Source organism: Roseinatronobacter monicus, assembly GCF_006716865.1.
Classification (GTDB): Bacteria; Pseudomonadota; Alphaproteobacteria; order Rhodobacterales; family Rhodobacteraceae; genus Roseinatronobacter; species Roseinatronobacter monicus.
Genome location: NZ_VFPT01000001.1, coordinates 1,967,778 through 1,993,080 on the forward strand (window position 1 = coordinate 1,967,778; position 25,303 = coordinate 1,993,080).

Sequence of the window (25,303 nt, forward strand, 5' to 3'; positions counted from 1 at the left end):
CGTTTTGAAGCCATCGGGCGAAAGAAAGCTGCCTTATTCGGCGGTCAGCAAAGGGGGTTTATTCCCCGAGATACGCTTGGCATCTGGCCCGTCCATCTTCAGTGCGATTGCCCCGTCGCGCACATGAACTTGCACAACGCCACCTTTCGCAAGCTTGCCAAACAACAACTCTTCGGCGAGCGGCTTTTTGATATACTCCTGGATCACACGGGCCAGAGGCCGCGCGCCCATTTTGTCATCATAGCCTTTCTCGGCCAGCCATGCTGCTGCTTCTTCGGTCAGGTCGATGGTCACATTGCGGTCCATCAACTGCGCTTCGAGTTGCAGAACGAATTTCTCGACCACACGCATGATCACCGAACGTGGCAATGGCGCAAAGCTGATCACGGCGTCCAGACGGTTGCGGAATTCAGGCGTAAATGTCCGCTCGATCGCAGCCGTATCTTCGCCTTCGCGCCGGTCACGACCAAAGCCGATCGCTGCTTTCGCCTGCTCCATCGCGCCCGCGTTTGATGTCATGATAAGAATGACATTGCGGAAGTTGACGGTGCGCCCGTTATGGTCGGTCAGCTGGCCGTGATCCATGACCTGCAACAGGATGTTGTAGACGTCAGGATGCGCTTTCTCCATCTCGTCCAACAGCAATACGCAATGCGGGTGCTGGTCGACACCGTCGGTCAACAGCCCGCCCTGATCGAACCCGACATAGCCGGGAGGGGCACCGATCAGACGGCTGACGGCATGCTTCTCCATGTATTCCGACATGTCGAAGCGCAGCAATTCAACGCCCAATGTGTCAGCCAGTTGCTTGGCCACTTCGGTTTTGCCGACACCTGTCGGGCCTGCAAACAAGTAGTTGCCGATGGGCTTTTCAGGTTCGCGCAGACCGGCGCGGGCCAGTTTGATGGCAGATGACAGCGCGCTGATGGCCTGATCCTGACCGAACACCACCCGCTTGAGCGACCCTTCCAGATCGCGCAGCATTTCTGAATCGTCTTTTGATACGTTCTTCGGCGGGATGCGTGCGATCTTGGCAACAACAGCCTCGATCTCTTTCGGGCCGATTGTCTTGCGGCGCTTGGACTCGGTCAGAAGATGCTGCGCTGCGCCCGCTTCATCAATCACATCAATGGCCTTGTCGGGCAATTTGCGATCATTGATATAGCGTGCCGACAGCTCCACCGCGATCTTGATGGCATCATTCGTGTAGCGGATATCATGGTGTTCCTCGAAATAAGGCTTGAGGCCCATCAGGATCTTGATCGAATCTTCGACCGTTGGTTCGACCACGTCGATTTTCTGGAAGCGCCGCGACAGGGCGCGGTCCTTCTCGAAATGCTGACGGAATTCCTTGTAAGTCGTCGAACCCATGCACCGCAGCTTGCCGCCCTGAAGCGCAGGCTTCAGCAAGTTTGACGCATCCATCGCCCCGCCTGACGTTGCACCGGCACCGATCACTGTGTGAATTTCGTCGATGAACAGCACAGCATCGGGATGATCTTCAAGTTCCTGCACCACGGATTTCAGACGCTCTTCAAAGTCGCCGCGATAGCGCGTGCCTGCGAGAAGCGCGCCCATATCCAGCGAGAAGATTGTGGAATGTGCAAGGATGTCGGGCGTCTGCCCTTCGACGATCTTTTTGGCCAGACCTTCGGCAATCGCTGTCTTGCCCACGCCCGGATCACCCACCAGCAGCGGGTTGTTCTTGCGGCGGCGGCAAAGCACTTGAATGCAGCGCTCCACCTCAGAGGCGCGACCGATCAGCGGGTCCACCTCGCCCTTGCGGGCTTTGGCGTTTAGATCGACACAATATTTGCCAAGGGCGGTTTCTTTCGCCTTATCCTCGGGTTTGGCTTGTTCGGCCTCTTCCTCATCCGCGCCAGAGACGGGGCGGCTTTCGGAATATTGCGAATTCTTCGCCACGCCATGCGCGATGAAGTTTACGGCATCATAGCGGGTCATGTCCTGTTCTTGCAGGAAATAGGCCGCATTGGATTCGCGTTCCGCAAAGATTGCGACCAGCACATTCGCGCCCGTCACCTCATTGCGGCCCGAACTTTGGACATGAATGGCCGCGCGCTGGATGACGCGCTGGAATGCTGCGGTCGGCACAGCCTCGGACCCTTCGATGTCGGTCACCAGTGATGACAACTCTTCTTCTACGAAATCCTGAAGGGTTTTTCGCAACCCATCAAGATCGACATTGCAGGCCAGCATCACACGACTTGCATCTGGTTCATCCAGCAAGGAGAGCAGCAGATGCTCGAGTGTTGCGAATTCGTGCCGACGGGTGTTGGCCAGCGCCAAGGCACCGTGGATGGATTGCTCGAGTGTTGTCGAAAAGCTTGGCACGTCAGACGCTCCTGTTTCTGATGGTTGCCGGGATAACCGGCTTCCGGTATCGCCTCATAGTCTTAAACTTCGGTTTTATTCTCCGAGCTTCAAGAGTTATTTCGTAAACTGTGCCGTATCCCCCGTGATCTGGCAAGTTTTCTTGGCCATTGCCCGCAAGATGATCGCCTAAAACCTGTCTTTCAAGCCACGAAGATAGGCAAACATCTCCAGATCGGTCACAGCCTCTTTGAAATGGATACGTTTCAGGTAGTCTTGAGAGGCACGAAGAAAAGGGTTTGTCGCCTTCTCAACACGCAGAGTTGCAACGGCCATCGGCAGGCCAGCGGCGCGGTCCGTGTCCAGTTTTGTCAGTCTGTCATGCAGGGCGGTGTTGTCAGGGTCGACACTCAACGCAAATGCGCCGTTCCCCTTTATGTAGTCATGCCCCGAACACATCAATGTGTCATCGGGCAACGCCATCAGTTTTGTCAGACTGTCCCACATTTGTGCGGCGGTTCCCTCAAACAGACGCCCGCAGCCCAAAGCCATCAGGCTGTCGGCAGTAAAGGCCAGACCGCTATCAGGGAAGTGAAAGGCGATATGCCCGACAGTATGGCCGGGCACGTCGATCACATGTCCGGTGGCCCCCCCAAAGGTGACGACATCGCCTTTGTCTAGTGCATGATCAAGCGGGGGAAGGCGGTGCCGATCTGCCCGTGCGCCCCAGACGGAGGCACCGGTCGCTGCGCGGAGCTCTTCGACGCCATCAATGTGATCGTCATGATGATGCGTAATCAGGATATCGGTGAGCTGCCATCCCGCCTGTGCCAGCGCGCGCTGAACAGGGGCCGCTTCGGGAACATCAACGATGGCTGTGCGCCCGCTCTCGGCATCATGAATCAGATAGGCGTAATTGTCGCGCAAACATGGGACGGTCTTGAGGGTCAGGGGCATGGTGTTTTCCTTGCATTTCCGTCGGTTTTGGGCAGTGTGAGGGATGAGGCGATGCGGCGCAACCCATCGAATACGCGAGATAGAATGCATCAAGACGTCTGCTTCCTGCGCGATTTCTACTATACCAGCGCGCTTGGGCGTGCCGCGCAAAAGGCCATGCGTGACCGTTTGACTGCCTTTTGGCCGTCGGTCGCAGGATTGTCTGTTGCCGGGTTCGGCTTTGCCGCGCCGTTGCTGCGCCCTTGCCTGCAAGACGCGCGGCGCGTGATTGCCCTGATGCCTGCGCAACAAGGGGTCATGCACTGGCCCGCCGAGGCCGCCAATCATTCGGTGCTGGTGGAAGAAACGAACTGGCCGCTTGCCTCTGACAGCATTGACCGCTTGGTGGTCCTGCACGGGATTGAGACGTCCGAGCGCCCCGCCGCCCTGATGGCAGAGGCCGCGCGCGTGCTGAAGATCGGCGCAAAGGTTGTGTTGATTCTGCCAAATCGCTCAGGGCTTTGGGCGCGGCGGGATGGGACACCCTTTGGTCTTGGGCGGCCATACTCATTGGGTCAAGTCGAGACATTGCTGGTCGAGCACGGGTTCGCCGTGGACAGCCATTCGGCGGCATTGTTCTTCCCCCCGCGCGACCGTGCGTCATGGCTGCGTTGGGCGATGATGTTAGAAAATATGGGCCAGAAGCTGTCGCGCTATCACGCAGGCGGGGTGTTGCTGGTTGAAGCGACGCGGGTTGCAGACGCGCCGCGCCCCTCTGGCCTGAACGTGCGCGAACGCAAACCCTTGCGCATATTGGACCCCGTGCGCGAAAGCGGAACCCAACCCGCATGGCGCAAGGGTCAACGGCACATGGCCGCGCGCCACCTAAGAAACACGGGTTAGGGAATCATGAATTGTGGCGGCAAAAAAATCAGGCACATTGTGCGGATAGTTGCGCGCTTGCGCGGCACTCCGACGAATGATAGCGCAAGCTTGTGGCAGATTGTCGCACTGCACCCCTCTTTTATTAGACCCTTTCTCACAAAGGCGCGACCTTGACGGTTGCAGCATCAAAAACCCTCTGCTAAACCCGCGCCGATTTCACATGCCGCGTCTACGTTAGCATTCATGATATCGGGCCTGCGCGAGGCTCGATGTAAAACAGATGGAAGGATGGACGTGTCCGAACCAGCTTCGATCTCCACTGGCATCGCACAACGCTATGCCACGGCAGTTTTTGAACTCTCCAAAGAGTCCAAATCTCTCAAATCTCTGGAAGCAGATATCGACGCGCTGGAAGGCGCGCTGAGCGAAAGCGCTGATTTGCGCAATCTTCTGGTTTCGCCCGCCTATTCGCGGGATCAGGTTTCACAGGCCATCACCGCAGTCGCAAAGAAAATGAAACTGTCCAAGACAGTCAGCGGCACATTGGGGCTGATGGCGTCAAAGCGCAGGCTTTTTGCACTGCCGCAGGTGCTTGCAGCACTGACAGAAATGCTGGCCGCCGAGAAAGGCGAGGTCACTGCCGACGTGTCATCAGCGCAGGCTTTGACACCGGCACAGGAAAAAGACCTTGTCACAACGCTGAAATCGCGTATCGGCAAGGATATAAAACTCAAGCTGACCGTTGATGAAACTCTCATCGGCGGTCTTGTCATCAAGGTGGGCTCGCAAATGATCGACACGTCGATCCGCGCGCAGCTCGCGGCCCTCAAGAACAGTATGAAAGAGGTCGGATAAATGGGTATCCAAGCAGCTGAGATCTCTGCGATCCTGAAAGAGCAGATCAAGAACTTTGGTCAGGATGTAGAAGTTGCCGAAGTTGGCCGTGTGCTGTCCGTCGGTGACGGGATTGCGCGTGTGCATGGTCTGGACAATGTTCAGGCTGGTGAAATGGTCGAATTCCCCGGTGGTATTCGCGGCATGGCGCTGAACCTTGAAGCCGACAATGTCGGTATCGTTATTTTCGGCGATGACCGCGGCATCAAGGAAGGCGACATCGTCAAGCGCACCAAATCCATCGTGGACGTGCCAGTCGGTGACGAGCTGCTGGGGCGCGTTGTTGACGGCCTTGGAAATGCGATTGATGGCAAAGGTCCGATCAAGACCTCCAAGCGCTCGGTTGCGGATGTGAAAGCACCCGGCATTATCCCGCGCAAATCGGTGCATGAACCGATGGCAACGGGCCTGAAGTCGGTTGACGCAATGATCCCGATTGGCCGTGGCCAGCGCGAGCTGATCATTGGCGACCGCCAGACCGGCAAGACGGCCGTGGCACTCGATACGATCCTGAACCAGAAGAGCTATAATGAGGCTGCTGGCGACGATGAAAGCAAGAAGCTGTATTGCGTCTATGTTGCCATCGGCCAGAAGCGCTCGACCGTGGCGCAGTTGGTGAAGAAGCTGGAAGAAACCGGCGCGATTGAATACACGATCGTGGTCGCCGCAACCGCTTCTGACCCCGCACCCATGCAGTTTCTGGCCCCCTATGCCGCAACCGCAATGGCCGAGCATTTCCGCGACAATGGCCGCCATGCGCTGATCATCTATGATGACTTGTCCAAGCAGGCTGTTGCGTATCGCCAGATGTCGCTGCTGCTGCGCCGCCCACCGGGCCGCGAAGCCTATCCCGGCGACGTGTTCTATCTGCACTCGCGCTTGCTGGAGCGTTCGGCCAAGCTGAACGACGATCACGGCGCAGGGTCACTGACCGCGCTGCCGATCATTGAAACCCAAGGCGGCGACGTGTCGGCCTTTATTCCGACAAACGTGATTTCGATCACCGACGGCCAGATCTTCCTTGAAACCGAACTGTTCTATCAGGGCATCCGCCCTGCTGTGAACACAGGTCTGTCTGTGTCGCGTGTGGGGTCTTCGGCGCAGACGGATGCGATGAAATCTGTTGCCGGTCCGGTTAAATTGGAACTGGCGCAGTACCGCGAAATGGCGGCCTTTGCGCAATTCGGCTCTGACCTTGATGCGTCGACGCAGAAGCTGCTGAACCGTGGTGCGCGTCTGACCGAGTTGATGAAGCAAGGCCAGTATTCACCTATGACCAATGCCGAGATTGTCTGCGTGATCTTTGCGGGCACCCAAGGCTATCTCGACAACGTTGCCGTCAAGGATGTGGGCCGCTTCGAGAAGGACTTGCTGGCGCACCTGCGAGGCCGTCATAAGGACCTCTTGGAGGACATGACCGTCAATGACCGCAAGGTGAAGGGCGAGTTGGAAGAAAAAATTCGCGCTGCTCTGGATGAATTTGCGAAAGACTTCGCCTAAGGGCGGAGAGAGGATAAGCGCATGCCCAACCTCAAGGACCTGAAAAATCGGATCGCGAGCGTCAAGTCGACGCGCAAGATCACGAAAGCCATGCAGATGGTCGCGGCGGCGAAACTTCGCCGCGCCCAGGATGCGGCCGTGGCCGCACGCCCCTATGCCGACAAGATGGCCGATGTGGTCAATGGTCTGGCAGCTTCGGCTGTCGGATCAGAAACCGCGCCAAAGCTTCTGGCAGGTACCGGCAGCGATCAGACCCACCTTCTGGTGGTGATGACCGCAGAACGCGGCTTGTGCGGTGGCTTCAACTCTTCGATCGTGAAAATCGCGCGCTACCGTGCGAACAAGCTGATCAAGGAAGGCAAGACCGTCAAGATTCTGACCGTTGGCAAAAAAGGCCGTGAACAGCTGAAGCGTGATCTGTCTGCGCATATGGTCGGCCATGTTGACTTTAGCGACGTCAAACGCGTCAACTATGAGAACGCGGCCGAAGTCTCGAAAAAAGTGTTCGAGATGTTTGATGCGGGCGAATTCGATGTTGCAACAATCTTCTACAACCGCTTCGAATCTGTAATCAGCCAGATCCCGACACCTAAGCAGATTATTCCCGCCGTTGTGCCGGAAGGTGCCGAGGTGGATGCACTCTATGATTACGAGCCATCCGAAGAAGCCATCCTTGAAGATTTGTTGCCGCGTTCGGTCACAACGCAGATCTTCACCGCGCTTTTGGAAAACGGCGCCTCGGAGCAGGGTGCGCGCATGTCCGCTATGGACAACGCCACACGCAATGCTGGCGACATGATCGACAAGCTGACAACGGTTTACAACCGCTCGCGTCAGGCTGCGATCACCAAAGAGCTTATCGAGATCATTTCGGGCGCCGAGGCGCTCTGACGAAACCGGAGAGAGAAGACAATGGCTTCAAATGGCAAAATCACACAGGTGATCGGCGCTGTCGTGGACGTGCAGTTCGACGGAGAGCTGCCCCCCATCCTGAACGCGCTGGAAACCGACAATAACGGCAAGCGTCTGGTGCTCGAAGTGGCCCAGCACCTTGGCGAAAGCACTGTGCGCACCATCGCTATGGACGCAACCGAAGGTCTGGTGCGTGGGCAGGCCGTGACCGACACCGGCGAACCGATCATGGTTCCCGTGGGCGACGCGACGCTGGGGCGCATCCTGAACGTCATTGGCGAGCCTATTGATGAGGGCGCGCCACTTGCAACGACCGAACGCCGCGCAATCCACCAGCCCGCACCCGGCTTTGACGCACAGTCAACCGAAAGCGAAATCCTGGTGACCGGCATCAAGGTCATCGACCTGCTGGCCCCCTATTCCAAGGGCGGCAAGATCGGCCTCTTCGGCGGTGCCGGTGTGGGCAAGACAGTTCTGATTATGGAACTGATCAACAACATCGCCAAAGTGCACTCTGGCTACTCGGTTTTCGCCGGTGTGGGTGAGCGGACACGCGAAGGCAACGACCTCTATCACGAGATGATGGATTCGGGCGTTATCAACATCAACAACCTGTCCGAGTCGAAAGTGGCGCTGGTTTACGGCCAGATGAACGAGCCTCCCGGTGCGCGTGCCCGTGTGGCGCTGACCGGCCTGACACTGGCTGAGCAGTTCCGCGACCAGTCCGGCACAGACGTGCTGTTCTTCGTCGACAACATCTTCCGCTTCACGCAGGCGGGTTCGGAAGTGTCGGCACTTCTGGGTCGTATTCCATCGGCTGTGGGCTACCAGCCGACACTGGCCACCGATATGGGCCAGTTGCAGGAACGCATCACGTCGACCAAAGCAGGCTCGATCACTTCGGTTCAGGCGATCTACGTGCCTGCGGATGACTTGACCGACCCTGCACCGGCCACGTCCTTTGCCCACCTTGACGCAACCACCGTGTTGTCGCGCGCCATCTCGGAGCTGGGCATCTACCCGGCTGTGGACCCGCTCGATTCAAACTCGCGCCTGATGGACCCGACCTATATCGGGGACGAGCACTATCAGGTTGCCCGCGATGTGCAGGGTATCTTGCAGCGCTACAAGTCGCTTCAGGACATCATTGCCATCCTTGGCATGGACGAACTGAGCGAAGAAGACAAACTGACCGTGGCTCGCGCGCGGAAAATCCAGCGCTTCCTGTCGCAGCCCTTCGACGTGGCAAAAGTGTTCACCGGCTCTGACGGGATTCAGGTTCCGCTGGAGAAGACCATTGCATCGTTCAAGGCAGTGGTTGCTGGCGAATACGATCACCTGCCTGAAGGTGCGTTTTACATGGTGGGCGATATCGACGACGTAATCGCAAAAGCCGAGAAGCTGGCAGCAGCGGCCTGAGGAGGGTCTTATGGCTGAGATGATGCAATTCGATCTGGTCAGCCCCGAGCGCAAGCTTGCCTCGGGTCAGGTCCGCGCAGTGCAGATTCCCGGCGCAGATGGTGATCTGACGGCCATGCCCTTGCATGCCGCCACAATCACCACATTGCGTCCGGGCGTGCTGACCTCTGAGGGGCCGGACGGAAATATTCGCTATGTCGTGACCGGCGGCTTCGCCGAGATCACACCGCAAGGCACATCGGTGCTGGCAGAGCGTGCCTTTCCCGCTGATGCCGAAGGGCGCGCAGCACTGGATGCCATCTTGCAAGAGATGCGTGCCAAAGCGGCGAACACCACGGGCCCAGAGAAAGACGCGCTCGACAAGGCGGCGGACGATCTGGAACGCGCCATCGCCACCATCGCCTGACGCGGTTCAGACCTGAAAACAATCAGCCCCGGTGCCGTTTGCGGACCGGGGCTTTTTCATAGAATGAAAGTGGATTTCACGCCTGCACGGCACCGGCACTGCGCATGTGGCGGCAATACACATGGATCATCCAGCCCAGCATTGCGGCGTTGAGCAAGTGCCACATGAAATGCGTGCCAATCGGAAACACCGCACACACCGCGTCATCGGCCATGCGAAACCCAAGCGACACCACCAGCAGACCCGCGCCGATCAGCAACCCCTTGCCGGTGTCGCGGTCTTGCAACCAAAGGCCATAGGCCGCAATCAGCACGGCCACACTCAGATACAGCGCATTCGCCCCCAGCCCCGGTGCGACCCAGCCCATGATCCACGCGAAGCCCGCAGCATAGGGGAAAAACAGCAGCGTCACCCCAAGGGCGAAAGGCCAACTCACGCGAAAGTAGTCTCGTGTCGCGGCAAAGAGATACAGCAGGATGAACACCAGAATGGGCAGCACATCCGCCAAGCCTGCCCATTGCGTCGCATGGGTATGCCACAGAAACGACCCCACGCCGATGATCGCCAGCATCACCGCCATTGCCCGCGCCAAGGGCAGGCCCGCAGTCTGCCGCCAGACCAGTGCCGCCGCGATCAGAAAGGCGGCATTGGTCACGGCATTGACCGGCTCGCTCCAATACGAAAAATCTGTGCGTTCGCAATAGGCGATGACCTGTTCCTGTAGCATACCCGTCACCTTAATCGCGCGAAGAAATCCTGCAACAGCGCCTGCGCTGCGTCTGCATCTATGCCGTCATAGACTTCTGGCACGTGGTGACACTGGGGGTGATCGAAGATGCGCGGCCCCTGCCCCACGCCGCCGGTTTTAGGATCAGCGGCGCCAAAATACAGCCGTGCGATGCGTGCGTGCGAAATCGCCATGGCGCACATCGGGCAAGGCTCTAGCGTGACATAGAGGTCATGACCGGTCAGCCGCTCTTGCCCAAGGGCGGCACAGGCCGCGCGAATGGCCAGCATTTCGGCATGTGCGGTCGGGTCGTTCCATTCGCGCGTGCGGTTGCCCGCTTCGGCGACAACCTCGCCCGATGCCGAGACGATCACCGCCCCCACCGGCACCTCGCCGCGCAAGCCTGCGGCGCGGGCCTGCGCCAATGCGATATGCATGAATGTACGAAACCGGGTCATGGCGTGCAGTTTCTCCAAAGGGACAGGCTTTGCAAGGCCACAATCGTGGCCGTCGGAAAGCGCTCCTAGACTGTCTGGCGTGTCCATGTGTGGACAATATCCGCACCGACCTGTCGCAAATCGGTCAGTTTGAAGTGCGGGGCATCGGCCAGTCGGGTCACGCCCAGTTGCGCCAGACCCGCGCGCCCCTCAGAGCCGATCATCTTGCCTGCGGAAAAGACAATCAGATCATCGACAAGCCCCGCCCGCAGCAGACTGGCGGCAAGGTGGCCGCCGCCCTCGCAAAACAAGCGCGTGATCCCACGTTGGCCCAGTGTTTGCAGCATTGCATCCGGCACCAGCCCTTCGGGGGTGGCCGCGCATTCCAGCAGCTCTGCCCCTGCGCCCGACCAGCGTTTGCGCGCATCCTGATCGGCGGTGGCCCCATGCAGCAACCAGACAGGCACCTCTTGCACAGTCCGGCCCAAACGCCCCTCAACGGGGATATCCAGCCGCGGGGCTGCAACGATCCGCACAGGGTGATGCGTGGTCCCAAGATCGCGCACGCGCAGGTCGGGGTCATCCGCGCGCGCTGTGCCTGCCCCCACCAGAACCGCGTCATGGCGTGCGCGCAAGACATGCACCATGCGCCGCGCCTCTGGGCAGGTGATCCAGCGGCTTTCGTCGGTTTGCGTAGCGATGCGGCCATCCAAAGTCAGCGCCAGTTTCAGTGTCACCCAAGGGCGACCCTGCGAAAGCCGCATCAGAAAACCCGCATTCAGGGCGCGCGCGGCCTCTGCCTCGACATTCTCGAGAACCTCGACCCCGGCTGCGCGCAGCATCGCATGACCACGCCCGGACACGCGCGGGTCCGGGTCGGTAAGCGCGGTTACCACCCGCACCACGCCTGAGTTGATAAGCGTCTGTGCGCAAGGCGGTGTCAGCCCGTGATGGGCGCACGGCTCCAGACTGACATAGGCGGTGGCGCCGCGCGCATCGCATTTTGCCAGCGCGATCGCTTCGGCGTGGGGCCGCCCGCCGGGCTGTGTCCAGCCACGCGCCAGCACGCGCCCGCCCCGCACCAGAACGCAGCCCACAGCGGGGTTGGGCCAGACCCGCCCAAGCCCGCGCGCGCCCAGTCGGATGGCAAGGCGCATGAAATGCTGGTCACGCTCACAGGCCAAGGTTTACTCTGGCTCTTTCTGCTCTGGCCGCAATTCCGAGACGAATTTGTCGAAATCATCCGCCTCTTGGAAATTCTTATAGACGCTGGCGAAGCGCACATAGGCCACAGTGTCGATCCGCGCGAGGGTTTCCATGACAATCTCGCCAATCATCTTGGAGGGGATGTCCGTGTCGCCCTGACTTTCCAACCGCCGGACGATGCCGGAAATCATCTGGTCAATGCGCTCATGCTCGATAGGCCGTTTCTGCATCGCAATGCGGATCGAGCGTTCCAGCTTCTCGCGGTCAAATGCCTCGCGGCGGCCATTGGTCTTGACCACAACCAGATCGCGCAGCTGAACGCGCTCATATGTGGTGAACCGCCCCCCGCAGGCTGGGCAAAAGCGCCGCCTGCGGATCGCGCCATGATCTTCGGCTGGGCGAGAATCCTTTACTTGCGTATCGGTGTTTCCACAAAATGGACAGCGCATGTCCTCTCCCTCGGGTTTGTTTATGCTTGCTCCGCAAACACTATAGGCAAACCGCGAGGGCTTGGGTAGCAACAAACGTACACCACCAGATCATGGGGGCGCGCCTGTTGCCTTGCAGACTCAGGGGGGGGGCAGTTTGCTTACCTGACCACAATCACGCGTGTCTGATCCATACCCTCGTTTCGGACCATGTCGAAAAAGACGCGGGCATTGTCAGGGTGCAGGCGCACACATCCGGCCGAGGCAGGGCGGCCAAGACGGTTGACCTGATCCGTGCCGTGAATGGCGTAATGACCGGAATAGAAAACCGAATACGGCATGGGCGCATTATTGTAGCGGCTGGAGCGGTGATTGCGCGACAGGAATTGTGGCCGCCAATCGCCTGTCGGTGTAATCTTGCCCTGACGTGCAGTTGAAACAGGCCATTCAAATAAAAGCTGCCCATGATGATAGACATGCATCACCTGTTCACTGATGCTGACCCGTGCGACCACCCGATCCGCCTGCGCCGGCAGCGCGGTTGCAATGGCCAGACATGACGCGAACACTCCAAATACAAATCGTTGAAACATAAAGTCCCCCGTTCAAGTTGTTGTTTGAATTGCCCCCCAAGGCTTTTTCAGTGGGGAGCGGTCCGAGATTCGAGTCAAGCGGATTCTTGCCGATAGGGGCCGCATTCCTGTTTTTTGCGCTTCCGACATCAACCCTCTTGCCAAATTCTGCACGAGGTGGGACTAGATCGCGCATGACAGAGCATCTTGATAAAAGACTCGCCCTGATTACGGGGGCTTCGCGCGGGTTGGGGGCGGCACTTGCCGAAACCCTTGCTGCAAATGGCTGGCATGTGGTTGCTGTCGGGCGCACCTTGGGTGCGCTGGAGGAACTGGATGACCGCATTCAGGCCAAAGGCGGCAGCGCCACGCTGGCGGCGATGGATATCGCCAAAGATGATGCGATGCGTCATCTGTGCCGCGATATTCACGACCGCTGGGGGCATGTCGATCTGTGGGCACATACAGCAATTCATGCCCCGCCTATGTCGCCAGCCGATCACATCGCGCTGAAAGACTGGGAAAAATGCGTGGCCATCAATATCCGTGCCACGGGTTTCCTGATCCCGATGGTGGCCCCTTTGCTGTTGGCTGCACCGACACGCGCGACGGCAGTGTTTGTCGATGATCCCGCCAGCACGCAGAAATTCATGGGCGCTTATGGCGCGTCCAAGGCGGCGCAAATGACGCTTGCGCGCGCATGGGCCGCCGAATGCACCAATACCGGCCCCCGTGTTCTGGTAGAGGCCTGCGCCCCCATGCCGACGGCCACACGCGCGCGCTTCTATCCCGGCGAAGAGCGCAGCAAACTGACACCCTGTCACACTGAGGCGGAACGGTTGGCCGCGCTGATCTGAAGCTGCGATAGGGCCTAAAGCCCTGTCCTGAATTCAGCGATCAGCGCGCGCACGACTTCGGCCAAGGCCGCGTCGGTATCTGCCCCGTTGTCGCGCGCTTTCGCAAAGACGGCGCGCTGGCGTTCGGCACTGGTGCCCATCGTCAGAATGTCTTGTGCACCGCGCAACTCGTTCAGGCAGCCCAGCACCATTGCATCCGCTTCCAGCAATTCGATCAATTCCTCGACCAGTTGGCCCATAGGGACGACTGTGCTTTTCCCGATATCCAGCAGCCCCTCGCGCGGGCCGTAGCGCTGCGCGCGCCAGCGGTTTTCGGCGATCAGAAAACGGTCATAGATACGCCAGCGCTGGTTTCGGCGGCGCAACTCCACCAGCATACGGGCGATTGCCTGAACCAGTGCCGCCACGGTCAGCGTATGCTCCATAATCGGCATCACATCGCAAATGCGCGCCTCCAGCGTGGGAAAACGGGCCGAAGGGCGTATATCCCACCAGATCTTGGTCGTGTCTTCGATCAGCCCTGCCTTGATGATCGTATCGACCGAGCGGCGATATTCCGCATGGCTGACAAAATCCGGCGGCAGGCCAGTGCGCGGCAAATTGTCGAAAATCGTCAGGCGGTAGCTGTTCAATCCGGTATCCTGCCCGCCCCAATAGGGCGACGAGGTTGACAGCGCCAGCAGGTGCGGCAGGAAATAGGTCATCTGGCGCATGATATCGATGCGCAGGTCATCATCGGGCAAGCCGACATGCACATGCGTCCCGCTGATCAGCATACGCCGCACAACCCCCGCCAGATCGCGCGCCAGATCATTGTAGCGCTGCTTTTCGGTATGCTTGCGACTGTGCCAATCGGCAAACGGGTGGCACGACACCGCAAGCGGGGCCATCCCGTATTGCGCTGCACAATCGGCGATGGTGCGGCGCAAATGGCCCAGATCGGCCCGCGCCTCTGCGATATTGGCGCATATGCCAGTGCCCACTTCGATCTGGCAGGCCAGAAATTCCGGCGAGACTTTGTCGCCCAATTCGCGCGCACAATCGCGCATCAGCGCATCGGGCACATCGACCAGCGCGCAGGTTTCGACATCGACAAGAAGGTACTCTTCTTCAATGCCAAGCGTGTATTCGGGCACATCATTTGTCATTCACTCAGCGTATCGTGGTTTTCGCACCCCGCAAGATATAATTGACGCCCTCAAGGCCGCGTTCTAGCAATACAGCATGACGATCCTGCACCCTGATTTGCCTTTCGCCCCTTGGATCAGACCGGCAGGACAACGCCTGCCCGGTGTGATGCCGCTGGACCGCGCGGACTGGCTGACCTGCGATGCTGTCTATGCCGAGCAGATGGCAGAACGGACGGCCCTGCTGGCGGCGCGGCCAGACGATGTGCTGGCCACACTGCCGCAAGCGGAACCTGCTGCGCGCGAATTGCTGGACGAGGTTGTGAAGGAACTGCCTGCTTTGGGGTTTGCTGTCAGCGCGGACAGTGTTTTGCGCCCTGATGGCGTGACGACAGCGCTCGACAAATCGCGCCCTCTCTGGACATTGGGGCACTTGCTGCAAGCAGATTTTTGTTTGCTTCAGAAACCGGCGGGCGGTGCCGAGCATGTTCTGACGGGCGCGGTTCTGTGCTTTCCTTCAAGCTGGACCCTGTCCGAGAAAATCGGCAAGCCCTTGATGCGGATTCATCTGCCCGTAGACAGCTATGATTCGCAGATGGGCGCACGGGTGCAGCGCCTGTTCGATGCGATTCGTCCAGAGCAAGCGCTTTGGCGTGCGAATGTTCTGCGCTACACCAACCCTGCCCTGTATCAGCCCCGGTCTGAATTTGCGCCCAAGGACAAGCGCGATGGCGGCGCATATATCCGCTCTGAAAAGCAATGCCTTGTGAAACTGCCCAAGACCGGTGCGGTCGTGTTCTCAATCCATACAGTTGTTGTCAGGCGCGACTCTCTGACCAGCGACCAGCGCGCCGCCTTGGAACAGATCGAGCGCTCAGCGCAAGCGGTCCCCCGAGGATAACATGCGCTCGCGCTGCCCTTGCGCGATCACAGGCCCCCGCAGGCGCGCGGCGCGTGCTTGCAGCGCCGTAACCCGATCATCTGTGCTGTCTGTCAGTCGTGCTGTATTGGGGCCGTCAGCAACCTGCGCAAGGATGGTAGAGATCGGTAGCAATTCAGGACTGTTGCCTTGCAGGTTGGCTTGACGCGGGGGCAGATCCGTCGGCGCAAAGCACGCCACCAGTACCAGCGGTCCAAGCCAGACCACGCGACCGATTTGCAGACGCTGACAAGACAGTTTCCGAAACATTGTATTCCTGACACAAACGCAATCGCAAGATAGCGCGAGAGCCGCGCCGGGCGCAAGCGGGCTTGCGCCCGGCGCAATTACCCCCACAAATAGACAGTCATGGCACGCAAGAAAAATTCCTCTGCCGATGTGACCGGCCCGCGCATTCGCGCGGCCGCGCTAAGGCTGTTCGCACGACACGGCTATGCGGCTGTTTCCATGCGCCAGATCGCCACAGAAGTTGGTGTGCAGGCGGGCACGCTGTATCTGTATACGCCGGACAAACAATCTTTGCTGTTTGACCTGATGCAGCAGCATATGCAGGACTTGCTGGCCGAACTGGCCATCCTGCCCCCCGCGACCACCCCCTTGGCCGATCTGGAAAACTTTACGCGGTTTCATATCCGATTTCACCAAGCGCGCAGTGATGCGGTGTTTATTTCCTACATGGAGTTGCGCAATCTGGAGCCTGCGAATTTCGACCGGATCGAAGCGCTGCGCCGCGATTACGAGGCCCATCTCGTAACGATTCTGGCGCGCGGCAAGGCCGCCCATGTGTTTGAATTGCCGGACACCAAGCTTGCCACTTTCGCAGTGATTGCCATGCTGACAGGCGTGAACACATGGTTTCGTGAAGGCGGGCGACTGAGCCTTGACGCAGTCGAAGAGATATATTGGCAAATGGTGCGCAAAGCAGTCGGTGCGTGACGCGCGACATACGCGCGTAAAGGCCAAATTAAGATGTCTACCTCTATCTACTGCGAAGAGAATAAAATCGCGGTGTCATTGACGTGTCAAATCGGTATCATGCGCGTGAGGCTGCGCATCAGATATTCCGATGCATACTCGACAAAGGGAGAGGACATTATGCTGGACACGAAAGAGCCAGGCTTTCGCGAAAATGTTGATCTTATGTTCCGGCGCGCGGTTGCGCATCTGGACCTGCCACCGGGACTGGCTGAGAAGATCCAAATTTGCAACTCCACCTACACCGTGCGTTTCGGGGTGCGGCTGGGCGGAAAGATAGAAACCTTCGTCGGCTATCGCTCTGTCCATTCAGAGCATATGGAACCCGTAAAGGGTGGCATTCGATATGCCATCGAAGTCAACCAGAACGAGGTCGAGGCGCTGGCCGCGCTGATGACCTATAAATGCGCATTGGTTGAAACGCCATTCGGCGGCGCAAAGGGCGGCTTGTGCATCGACCCGCGGAAATATGAAGAACATGAACTGGAAAAGATCACGCGGCGCTTCGCCTATGAGTTGGCCAAGCGCGACCTGATCAACCCTGCCCAGAACGTACCCGCGCCCGATATGGGCACCAGCGAGCGGGAAATGGCGTGGATCGCCGACCAATACGCACGCATGAACACAACCGACATCAATGCGCGCGCCTGCGTGACCGGCAAGCCGCTGAATGCAGGCGGGATCAAGGGCCGGGTCGAGGCGACAGGCCGGGGCGTGCAATATGCGCTACAGGAATTTTTCCGGCATCCCGAAGATGTTGCAAAGACAGGGCTGACGGGTGATCTGGCCGGCAAACGGATCATTGTTCAGGGTTTGGGCAATGTGGGCTATCACGCCGCCAAATTCCTGCGTGAAGAGGATGACGCCCTGATCATCGGCATTATCGAGCGTGACGGTGCCTTGATCAATGACAAAGGGATGGACCCGGACGCCGTGCGCAACTGGATTGTCCAAACCGGCGGTGTCAAAGGGTTTGAGGGTGCTGAATATGTCGAGAATGGTGCCACCATTCTGGAAGCGGAATGCGATATCCTTATCCCTGCCGCACTTGAGGGGGTGATCAATATCAACAATGCCAGCCGCATTCGCGCCCCCCTGATTATCGAGGCTGCAAATGGCCCCATCACGGCCAGCGCTGATGAAGTCCTGCGCGAAAAAGAGATCATCATCATCCCCGACCTCTATGCCAATGCGGGCGGTGTGACGGTTTCATATTTCGAGTGGGTCAAGAACCTTAGCCATATCCGCTTTGGCCGGATGCAGCGCCGTAACGAGGAAGCGCATGCCCTGACCTTGGTGCGCGAGTTGGAGCGTCTGTCTGCGGATAAGAACCTTGGCTGGGAATTGTCTCCCAATTTCAAGCGCCGCTATTTGCAGGGTGCGGATGAATTGCAGCTTGTGCGTTCGGGGCTGGATGACACGATGCGCACGGCCTACCAATCCATCTCGGAAGAGTGGCACCGCAGACCGGACGTCAAGGATCTGCGCACAGCGGCCTTTATCGTGGCCATTGAACGCGTGGCCGCAAGCTACCGCGCCAAGGGTCTTTGATCGTCAGCTTCTGTCATGCGCGCCTGCACATACTGGCGCGCATGGGCTGAATCGCGATCACGCAACCCCAGCAGGTTCGAGACAAGGCGCATCAGCCCATCCTCTTGTTCATGGCGTTGCCCATCCGCAAGGATCACTTCCCACAAATCGCGCAGATAGGCAGGGCGATCTTCCAGCGGCAACACATCCTTGATGGCACGTGTCAGATGAACGCTGTCGCCCGTGGCCGCTTCCAATTTTTCGGCCTTGGCGCGCAAGGCCGCGCAATCCCAAGGCCCAAGACCAAACCGGCGCGACAAGACGACGTCAATCGCGGCCACCTGCAACGGGTTGTAATCATCATTCGCGCGCGCGGCACGCACCAGCAAGGCGGCGACGGCACTCTCGCCGGTCACATCCGCTCTGGTATCTGGTGTTTGGGTCGGGGCGAACAGGCCCTGTATCCATCTGAGTGTTTTGTTTGACATCCCTTTTATATAGAGAACACCGCCAAAAACCCCAACCCTGCGCGATCACACTTGCTTCAAGCGCTGACCGGCAACCCTTCGACCTGACCGGTATCATCAGGTGTAAACGTCATCGCCAGACCGTTAATGCAATGCCGCTTGCCCGTTGGTTCGGGGCCATCGTCAAAGATATGCCCCTGATGACCGCCGCAATTCGCACAATGAACCTCTGTGCGCACCATGAAAAAGCTGCGGTCGGATTTCGTACCGGTTGCCCCTTCAATGGCGTCCCAGAAACTTGGCCAACCGGTCCGGCTGTCATATTTGGTTTCCGACCTGTAAATGGCCTGCCCGCAGCCCGCGCAATTATAGGTGCCCGCGCGCTCTTCCTCCAGCAGGGGCGAGCGTTCGCCCATCAGCGTGTTCGAGTATGCTCTTTCCGTCGCATGATCGCGCAAAACTGCATATTGCGCAGGGGTCAGGCGTTCGCGCCACTCTGCGTCGGACAGGGTGAATGGAAACTGTGTGTCTGATGTTGCGGCCCTTGCCCCCATAAGCGCAAGTCCGGTTGTCACCAGAAATGAACGTCGTTTCATCATGGTATCCTCCATTGATATACACGTACTACGGCGCAGACAGCCTGTCAGTTTCAACAAATAGCGCAGATGCCGATCATCGCTTCAACAAGCCTCTGTGATCTGTCATTATCCTTGGCATGAGTCTGCCCCCTGGTTTTCTGGATGAACTGCGTAATCGTGTTTCGATCTCGTCCGTTGTCGGGCGCAAGGTCACATGGGACATGCGCAAATCAAATCAGGCCAAGGGCGATTTTTGGGCACCCTGCCCGTTTCATCAGGAAAAATCTGCATCATTCCATGTCGATGATCGCAAAGGGTTTTATTACTGCTTCGGCTGCCACGCGAAGGGCGACACGCTGAAATTTCTATGCGAGACCGAGAATATGGGCTTCATGGAAGCGGTTGAGGTGATGGCCCGCGAGGCAGGCATGACCATGCCCGCACGCGACCCGCGTGCCGCAGAAAAAGCCGACCGCCTGAGCGAGTTGGCCGAGGTCATGGACGGGGCTGCAAGGTTCTTTCGCGCACAGCTTAATTCCAGTGCGGCGACAGCGGCGCGCGAATATCTGCGCGGGCGCGGACTGGATGCGCAAACGCTGGAGCGCTTCGAGATCGGGTTTGCGCCTGACGCGCGGCACACGCTTTGGGCCCATTTGACTGGCGCAGGCGTCAGCCCTGACAAGATTGTCGAGGCAGGGCTGGCCATCGCGCCCGATGACGGGGGCAAACCCTACGACCGGTTCCGTGGCCGCATCATCTTTCCCATTCGTGACACGCGGGGGCGCTGTATCGCTTTCGGGGGGCGCGCGATGGACCCGAATGCGCGCGCAAAATACCTCAACTCGCCCGAGACGCCGCTCTTTGACAAGGGGCGCTCGCTGTACAATGCCGGCCCTGCGCGGGCGGCAACCGGCAAGGACACGCCCCTGATCGTGGCCGAAGGGTATATGGATGTCATTGCGCTGGTCGAAGCGGGGTTCACAGCAGCCGTGGCCCCCTTGGGCACAGCGATCACCGGAGACCAGTTGCGCATGATCTGGCGCATTTCCCCCGAACCGATCATCGCCCTCGACGGCGACAGTGCAGGGTTGCGTGCGGGCTATCGGCTGATGGACCTTGCGCTGCCGCTGCTCAGCCCCGAGCAATCCTTGCGGTTTTGCCTGCTGCCCGAGAAAATGGACCCCGATGATGTGTTGCGCGCAGGCGGCACAGGCGCGATGCGCAAGCTTGTCGATGGGGCTTTGCCGCTGGTGCAACTGTTGTGGCAACGTGAGACGGAAGCACAGGTTTTTGACAGCCCGGAACGGCGCGCGGCGCTGGACAACCGCCTGCGCGGGGCGCTGGACAAAATCGCGGACAAAAGCCTGCGCAGCCATTACGCCGAAGAATTGCGTCGGCTGCAATTCGCATTCTTCAAACCAAAGCGCGCGAAACAAACGCCGTGGAGTCCGTCCATGCGCGGCAGCGGCAAGCGCTTTGAAGCGCCACCCGCCCACGCCCTTCAGGCAACGCGCGCCACATTACTGGCCAATGGCGACAGCGCAGATATTGCCGAGCGTATGCGCGAAGAGATCATCTTGGCGATTTTGCTAACGCACCCTGCCCTACGAGATATGTTCATGACCGATCTGGAACGCGCCGAGATGCGCACCACAGGCCATGAAACCCTGCGGCAGGCCTTGCTGGCACTCCCGCAGAAACACCTGTCAGACCATGCGCTGCCCGACACCCTGCCCGAAGCCGCCCGCCTAGAGGCCGAGCGCATCATGGAGTTGGGCCATGTCCGTATCGCGCCCCCGGTGCGCAACCACGATGATGATGAGTTTGCACGCAAATGCCTTGAAGAAGAATTTGCCAAACTGTTCTCGCGCCGTGGTGTCGCGGTGGAGTTGCGCGAAGCAACAGAAGACATGGCCGAGCTGGCAGATGAGGGGCTGACATGGCGGCTGCGTCAGGCTGCGGAATCGCGCAATCGCGCCGAGCGGTCGCGCCTGTCAGACTCCGCTGATCTGGGCGAAGATCGCGCGGCACTTTCGGGGGAATTGCAGCGTCTGATCGAATCAGAAGTATGGGTTAAACGAAAAAAGTGACCGAATCGCGACATCAGCGCACAGTTCAGTGCGCAAAAATGCAGGGGGGAACTAGAAAATCACCTCCGGCTTGCCTAGATAGCATGGTGTAGGGCCAAGATTCGGGCGATTCGTCGTACTGATTCGTGCATTGTCCTGCCCAAGCAGTTTCGGGAGCTTCCATGGCCGCTAAAGACACTGACGAGACACGCATCGAAGATCAGGAAAATGAAGCTGGGCAGACTGTCAGCCAAGCGTCCATCAAGAAGATGATCGGGCAGGCCAAAGAGCGTGGCTTCATAACATACGAACAACTCAATCAGGCGCTGCCGCCCGATCAGGTTGCCTCCGAACAAATCGAAGATGTGATGTCCATGCTCTCGGAGATGGGCATCAACATCATTGAAGATGATGACGACGCGGACGAACCCGAGACCAAGACCGGTGAATTGGTCGAAGTCGGCGGCACACGCGATGTCACAGTCTCGACCAGCGCCAGCGAGGAGAAGCTGGACCGCACGGACGATCCTGTGCGTATGTATCTGCGCGAGATGGGCTCGGTTGAATTGCTGTCGCGCGAAGGCGAGATTGCGATTGCAAAGCGGATCGAGGCCGGGCGCAACACGATGATTCTGGGCTTGTGCGAAAGCCCTCTCACATTTCAGGCGATCACTATCTGGCGCGACGAACTTCTGAGCGAAGACGTGTTGTTGCGCGACGTGATCGACTTGGAGACCACTTTCGGCAATGCGATGGAAGATGACGAGGATGGTATTCCCGTCACTGAAGGGCTGGCCGGTGCCGGTCAGGCCGCCAAACCAGAGCGGAGCGCCGAGCCTGAGCTTGATGCCGATGGCAACCCGATCCAGAAAGCCGATGACGACGACGAGGATGACGACCAGTCAAACCTCTCGCTTGCGGCGATGGAAGCCGCGCTCAAGCCACGTGTTCTTGAAACACTGGACCGGATTGCGCATGACTTCGACCTGCTCTCACAGATGCAGGAACTGCGTATGAACGCCACCTTGGTGGAGCAGGGGCGCTTCTCGGAAACGCAGGAGCAGACATATCAGAAGCTCCGCGCCGAGATTGTCGAGTTGGTGAATTCGCTTCACCTGCACAACAACCGCATCGAAGCGCTCGTCGACCAGCTTTACGGGATCAACAAGCGTATCATGTCGATCGACAGCGCCATGGTAAAACTGGCGGATCAGGCGCGCATCAACCGGCGCGAGTTCATCGAGTCCTACCGCGGCTCGGAACTTGACCCGACTTGGTGCGACCGTATGGCCGAAAAGCCCGGTCGCGGCTGGCAGGCGCTCATGGACCGCTCGCGCGACAAGGTCGAGGAATTGCGCGCCGACATGGCGCAGGTGGGTCAGTATATCGGCGTGGATATTAACGAATTCCGCCGTTTTGTCGGTCAGGTCCAAAAGGGTGAAAAAGAAGCCCGTCAGGCCAAGAAGGAAATGATCGAGGCAAACCTGCGGCTGGTAATCTCGATTGCCAAGAAATACACCAATCGCGGCTTGCAGTTCCTTGATCTTATTCAAGAAGGCAATATCGGCCTGATGAAGGCCGTGGACAAGTTTGAATACCGTCGCGGCTATAAGTTCAGTACATATGCGACATGGTGGATTCGTCAGGCCATCACTCGCTCTATTGCAGATCAGGCCCGCACAATCCGCATTCCTGTTCACATGATCGAAACGATCAACAAGCTTGTGCGCACCGGTCGTCAGATGCTGCACGAAATCGGGCGCGAACCCACATCCGAGGAATTGGCAGAAAAGTTGCAAATGCCACTGGATAAAGTGCGCAAGGTGATGAAGATCGCCAAAGAGCCGATTTCACTGGAAACCCCTATCGGGGATGAAGAAGACAGCCAGTTGGGCGATTTCATCGAGGATAAAAACGCGCTTCTGCCGCTTGATTCCGCCATTCAGGACAACCTGCGCGAAACGACCACCCGCGTCCTGTCATCCCTCACGCCGCGCGAAGAGCGCGTCCTTCGGATGCGTTTCGGGATCGGGATGAACACGGATCACACGCTGGAAGAGGTTGGACAACAATTCAGCGTCACGCGTGAACGGATTCGCCAGATCGAGGCCAAGGCGTTGCGCAAGCTTAAGCACCCTTCACGCTCGCGCAAGTTGCGCAGCTTTTTGGACCAATAGATCAGTACTGATGCTGTTTGCGACACAAACAGCATCAGACCCCCCAAATTTTTGCCTTAAAGCTAGACCCAAGCAAAACAATTGGGTATCAAGAATTCAGGGTACATATTTTGCATCCTGAATTCATGTGAAAGCAATATTTCGCTTTCAGCAGTGTTGTGTATGTTAATTTGCTTTTGCGCATCCAAAAAAGGGGTGGTCGTGGACGTTTCAGAAATTTTTAGAGCTATACTCCGAGTCCTGTGGAACCCGAGTTTTGCTTGACGGTTCGGTTTGATTGGATTCTGATGGGTTCATGCGTATTGAGCCGAAATTCCTGACATCTTCAGAACGTGCTGAGCTGATGTCCTGTGTGCGACGCCATCGCGAGGATCACGGTGTTGCGCGTCGCGCCAATGCGATTTTGCTGCTGGATGAGGGCAAATCCTGCCAACTGATCGCCGAATTTCTTTACCTTGACGATGATACGGTTCGTCTTTGGTACAAGGCTTACCGCGAAGGGGGCTGGGACCTCCTATCCACTGATGGATGGAAGGGCGGTCAATCCCGGATGACCTCGGCTCAGGAGGCCGAACTCAGCGCGTGGCTGGAGGATCGTTTTTGTCGTTCGACGACCGAGGTCCGGGCCCATATCTCCGCGACGTATGGCTTGGAGTATTCCCATTCTGGCTGCATCAAGCTTCTGACGCGTCTGGGGTTTGAGTATCGCAAGCCGAAGGGACTTCCGCGCGTTGCGCCTGCCGCAGCACAAGCCGCCTTCATCGAGATGTATCAGCGCTTGCTGAACGAGTTGGGGGCTGATGAAGCTGTCTATTTCGCAGATGCCGTGCATCCGGAGTATCAGACGAAACCGGCTTATGGTTGGGTGAAGGCCGGGACAAATCCTGCCGTGCAGACCACAGCAGGGCGTGGGCGTGTGAACATCCATGGTGCACTGAACTTGGAAACATTCGATTTGTCGTTTGTCGAGCCGATTACGGTAGACGGGATCAGCGCTGTCCAGCTCTTGGCCAAAATCGAGGCATCCAACCCTTACAAGCGCCTCATCCACGTGATCTGGGACAACGCGGCGTATCATAAAGGGCAAGAGGTGCGAGACTTCCTTGCAAGGCCGGACTGCCGCATCCACTTGATCCCATTGCCGCCATATTGCCCACATCTCAACCCGATTGAACGATTGTGGGCCGTCATGCACCGCTGTGTCACACACAATCAGTATTATCCCACGCAAAAGCAATTTGCCGATGCGATACTCGCATTTTTTCGAAAAACCCTCCCCAACGAATGGCGGAGCTTCCGCGACACCATCTCCGACAACTTCCGTGTCATCTCACACGACAATTTTCGGGTTTTCGCGTAAGGCGGGTATAATCTTTTGCAACTCTTAAAAGACAGAAAGATCTCCGCAGCATCGGTATCTCGTAAGGCCGGGCTTAACATTCGAGCTGTGAAAGACATAGAAGAGCGGCGCGCGAAGAGCCCGCGAATCATAACAGTTATCAAGCTGGCAGAAGCGTTAGAAGTTCCCGCGCAAGATCTGCTCGGATTGGCAAAATGTCACTGCGCTGCCACAGATGATCTGAGCGATGCTGTGCAGTTTTTCTCGACACTTCCGACAGAGCAGCGCGAGCTTCTGGTCACTGCCATGCGTCAATTGGTCAATGCCGTGAATAAAGAACCAACTGCACCCGCGCCAACTCAACCCTCAGTTACGCCTTCTCGCATGTCGCCCGACACGCTCTGATAGCATAGTTATTGTTTTATTTCTTATACTTATCAACACACCATATGAATAGATGTGGTGGCTTGATATGTTTTGTAGTTCCGGCTACGCTCTCCTTATAGGTGTAGGCGCGTTTTCCATGATGAACTCCCCGTTAAATTAAAACAAACCCTTGACCATGAGAAGTTTCTCGCGCAGTGTATCCCT

25 protein-coding genes are annotated in these 25,303 nt (G+C 58.2%); 14 read left to right on the forward strand and 11 right to left on the reverse strand.

Features of this window, described 5'->3' with window-relative positions; translation table 11 throughout:
* Positions 1–33: 33 nt before the first annotated feature.
* Together clpA and gloB are read right to left on the reverse strand one after the other, a co-directional pair.
* Positions 34–2,352, reverse strand: coding sequence for an ATP-dependent Clp protease ATP-binding subunit ClpA (clpA, locus tag BD293_RS09315; protein ID WP_142081103.1), 2,319 nt, complete (start codon positions 2,350–2,352; stop codon positions 34–36).
* 168 nt (positions 2,353–2,520) lie between these two features.
* A complete protein-coding gene (gene gloB, locus BD293_RS09320) occupies positions 2,521–3,288 on the reverse strand; it encodes a hydroxyacylglutathione hydrolase (protein WP_142081105.1) in 768 nt (255 codons plus the stop codon).
* Positions 3,289–3,372: 84 nt separating this feature from the next.
* On the opposite strand from gloB, the gene BD293_RS09325 reads away from it, so the two are divergent.
* The 6 genes from BD293_RS09325 (at position 3,373) to BD293_RS09350 (ending at position 9,283) form a co-directional block, all read left to right on the forward strand.
* Positions 3,373–4,170 (forward strand): methyltransferase domain-containing protein, encoded by a 798-nt coding sequence (locus BD293_RS09325; RefSeq protein WP_142081106.1) that lies wholly within the window; start codon positions 3,373–3,375, stop codon positions 4,168–4,170.
* 270 nt (positions 4,171–4,440) lie between these two features.
* A complete protein-coding gene (locus BD293_RS09330) occupies positions 4,441–5,007 on the forward strand; it encodes a F0F1 ATP synthase subunit delta (RefSeq protein ID WP_142081108.1) in 567 nt (188 codons plus the stop codon).
* Positions 5,008–6,546, forward strand: a complete 1,539-nt coding sequence (atpA, locus tag BD293_RS09335) for a F0F1 ATP synthase subunit alpha (protein WP_142081110.1) — start codon at positions 5,008–5,010, stop codon at positions 6,544–6,546.
* A gap of 21 nt (positions 6,547–6,567) precedes the next feature.
* Entirely contained in the window at positions 6,568–7,437 is an 870-nt protein-coding gene (locus tag BD293_RS09340) for a F0F1 ATP synthase subunit gamma (protein ID WP_142081112.1), read from the forward strand.
* A 21-nt stretch (positions 7,438–7,458) separates the two neighbouring features.
* Entirely contained in the window at positions 7,459–8,877 is a 1,419-nt protein-coding gene (gene atpD, locus BD293_RS09345; protein ID WP_142081114.1) for a F0F1 ATP synthase subunit beta, read from the forward strand.
* Between the two features lie 10 nt (positions 8,878–8,887).
* Positions 8,888–9,283: a F0F1 ATP synthase subunit epsilon gene (locus BD293_RS09350; RefSeq protein WP_142081116.1), complete on the forward strand. Its 396-nt coding sequence runs from the start codon at positions 8,888–8,890 to the stop codon at positions 9,281–9,283.
* A gap of 76 nt (positions 9,284–9,359) precedes the next feature.
* On the opposite strand, the gene BD293_RS09355 is transcribed toward BD293_RS09350, so the two are convergent.
* From BD293_RS09355 to BD293_RS09375, 5 genes are all read right to left on the reverse strand, one after another.
* On the reverse strand, positions 9,360–10,010 hold the full coding sequence (locus tag BD293_RS09355) for a ceramidase domain-containing protein (protein ID WP_142081118.1): 651 nt from the start codon (positions 10,008–10,010) through the stop codon (positions 9,360–9,362).
* Positions 10,011–10,015: 5 nt separating this feature from the next.
* The gene (locus BD293_RS09360) at positions 10,016–10,468 is read right to left on the reverse strand and encodes a nucleoside deaminase (RefSeq protein ID WP_142081120.1); all 453 of its coding nucleotides are present in this window, start codon (positions 10,466–10,468) and stop codon (positions 10,016–10,018) included.
* Between the two features lie 65 nt (positions 10,469–10,533).
* The gene (gene ribD / locus BD293_RS09365) at positions 10,534–11,631 is read right to left on the reverse strand and encodes a bifunctional diaminohydroxyphosphoribosylaminopyrimidine deaminase/5-amino-6-(5-phosphoribosylamino)uracil reductase RibD (protein WP_281286636.1); all 1,098 of its coding nucleotides are present in this window, start codon (positions 11,629–11,631) and stop codon (positions 10,534–10,536) included.
* Positions 11,632–11,634: 3 nt separating this feature from the next.
* Complete coding sequence (gene nrdR / locus BD293_RS09370; RefSeq protein ID WP_142081122.1) at positions 11,635–12,102, reverse strand: transcriptional regulator NrdR; 468 nt, start codon at positions 12,100–12,102, stop codon at positions 11,635–11,637.
* 140 nt (positions 12,103–12,242) lie between these two features.
* A complete protein-coding gene (locus tag BD293_RS09375) occupies positions 12,243–12,674 on the reverse strand; it encodes a L,D-transpeptidase (RefSeq protein ID WP_142081124.1) in 432 nt (143 codons plus the stop codon).
* 173 nt (positions 12,675–12,847) lie between these two features.
* Here BD293_RS09375 and BD293_RS09380 point away from each other — a divergent pair, with 173 nt between their 5' ends.
* Entirely contained in the window at positions 12,848–13,510 is a 663-nt protein-coding gene (locus BD293_RS09380) for an SDR family NAD(P)-dependent oxidoreductase (RefSeq protein WP_142081126.1), read from the forward strand.
* Positions 13,511–13,524: 14 nt separating this feature from the next.
* Here BD293_RS09380 and BD293_RS09385 read toward each other — a convergent pair whose 3' ends face one another.
* Entirely contained in the window at positions 13,525–14,658 is a 1,134-nt protein-coding gene (locus BD293_RS09385) for a carboxylate-amine ligase (protein ID WP_142081128.1), read from the reverse strand.
* Between the two features lie 76 nt (positions 14,659–14,734).
* Between BD293_RS09385 and BD293_RS09390 the strand changes: the two genes are divergently transcribed.
* Entirely contained in the window at positions 14,735–15,538 is an 804-nt protein-coding gene (locus tag BD293_RS09390; RefSeq protein WP_142081130.1) for a heme-dependent oxidative N-demethylase family protein, read from the forward strand.
* Here the strand turns inward: BD293_RS09390 and BD293_RS09395 are convergent.
* A complete protein-coding gene (locus BD293_RS09395) occupies positions 15,512–15,826 on the reverse strand; it encodes a hypothetical protein (protein ID WP_142081132.1) in 315 nt (104 codons plus the stop codon). The two genes, BD293_RS09390 and BD293_RS09395, sit on opposite strands and share 27 nt — an antisense overlap.
* A gap of 99 nt (positions 15,827–15,925) precedes the next feature.
* On the opposite strand from BD293_RS09395, the gene BD293_RS09400 reads away from it, so the two are divergent.
* Together BD293_RS09400 and BD293_RS09405 are read left to right on the forward strand one after the other, a co-directional pair.
* Positions 15,926–16,513 carry a TetR/AcrR family transcriptional regulator gene (locus BD293_RS09400; RefSeq protein WP_142081133.1) on the forward strand — a complete coding sequence of 196 codons (588 nt, stop codon included), beginning with the start codon at positions 15,926–15,928 and terminating at the stop codon, positions 16,511–16,513.
* 159 nt (positions 16,514–16,672) lie between these two features.
* Positions 16,673–18,103: a Glu/Leu/Phe/Val family dehydrogenase gene (locus tag BD293_RS09405; RefSeq protein ID WP_211841008.1), complete on the forward strand. Its 1,431-nt coding sequence runs from the start codon at positions 16,673–16,675 to the stop codon at positions 18,101–18,103.
* Here BD293_RS09405 and BD293_RS09410 read toward each other — a convergent pair.
* Together BD293_RS09410 and msrB are read right to left on the reverse strand one after the other, a co-directional pair.
* Entirely contained in the window at positions 18,082–18,570 is a 489-nt protein-coding gene (locus tag BD293_RS09410) for a tellurite resistance TerB family protein (protein ID WP_142081135.1), read from the reverse strand. The two genes, BD293_RS09405 and BD293_RS09410, sit on opposite strands and share 22 nt — an antisense overlap.
* Positions 18,571–18,626: 56 nt before the next feature.
* A complete protein-coding gene (gene msrB / locus BD293_RS09415; RefSeq protein ID WP_342781397.1) occupies positions 18,627–19,148 on the reverse strand; it encodes a peptide-methionine (R)-S-oxide reductase MsrB in 522 nt (173 codons plus the stop codon).
* 116 nt (positions 19,149–19,264) lie between these two features.
* Here msrB and dnaG point away from each other — a divergent pair, with 116 nt between their 5' ends.
* From dnaG to BD293_RS09435, 4 genes are all read left to right on the forward strand, one after another.
* On the forward strand, positions 19,265–21,217 hold the full coding sequence (gene dnaG, locus BD293_RS09420; protein WP_142081137.1) for a DNA primase: 1,953 nt from the start codon (positions 19,265–19,267) through the stop codon (positions 21,215–21,217).
* A gap of 161 nt (positions 21,218–21,378) precedes the next feature.
* Entirely contained in the window at positions 21,379–23,373 is a 1,995-nt protein-coding gene (gene rpoD, locus BD293_RS09425) for an RNA polymerase sigma factor RpoD (RefSeq protein WP_142081139.1), read from the forward strand.
* A gap of 295 nt (positions 23,374–23,668) precedes the next feature.
* Positions 23,669–24,733, forward strand: a complete 1,065-nt coding sequence (locus tag BD293_RS09430; protein WP_142079384.1) for an IS630 family transposase — start codon at positions 23,669–23,671, stop codon at positions 24,731–24,733.
* Positions 24,734–24,748: 15 nt separating this feature from the next.
* Complete coding sequence (locus tag BD293_RS09435) at positions 24,749–25,117, forward strand: helix-turn-helix domain-containing protein (RefSeq protein ID WP_142081141.1); 369 nt, start codon at positions 24,749–24,751, stop codon at positions 25,115–25,117.
* Positions 25,118–25,303 lie beyond the last annotated feature (186 nt).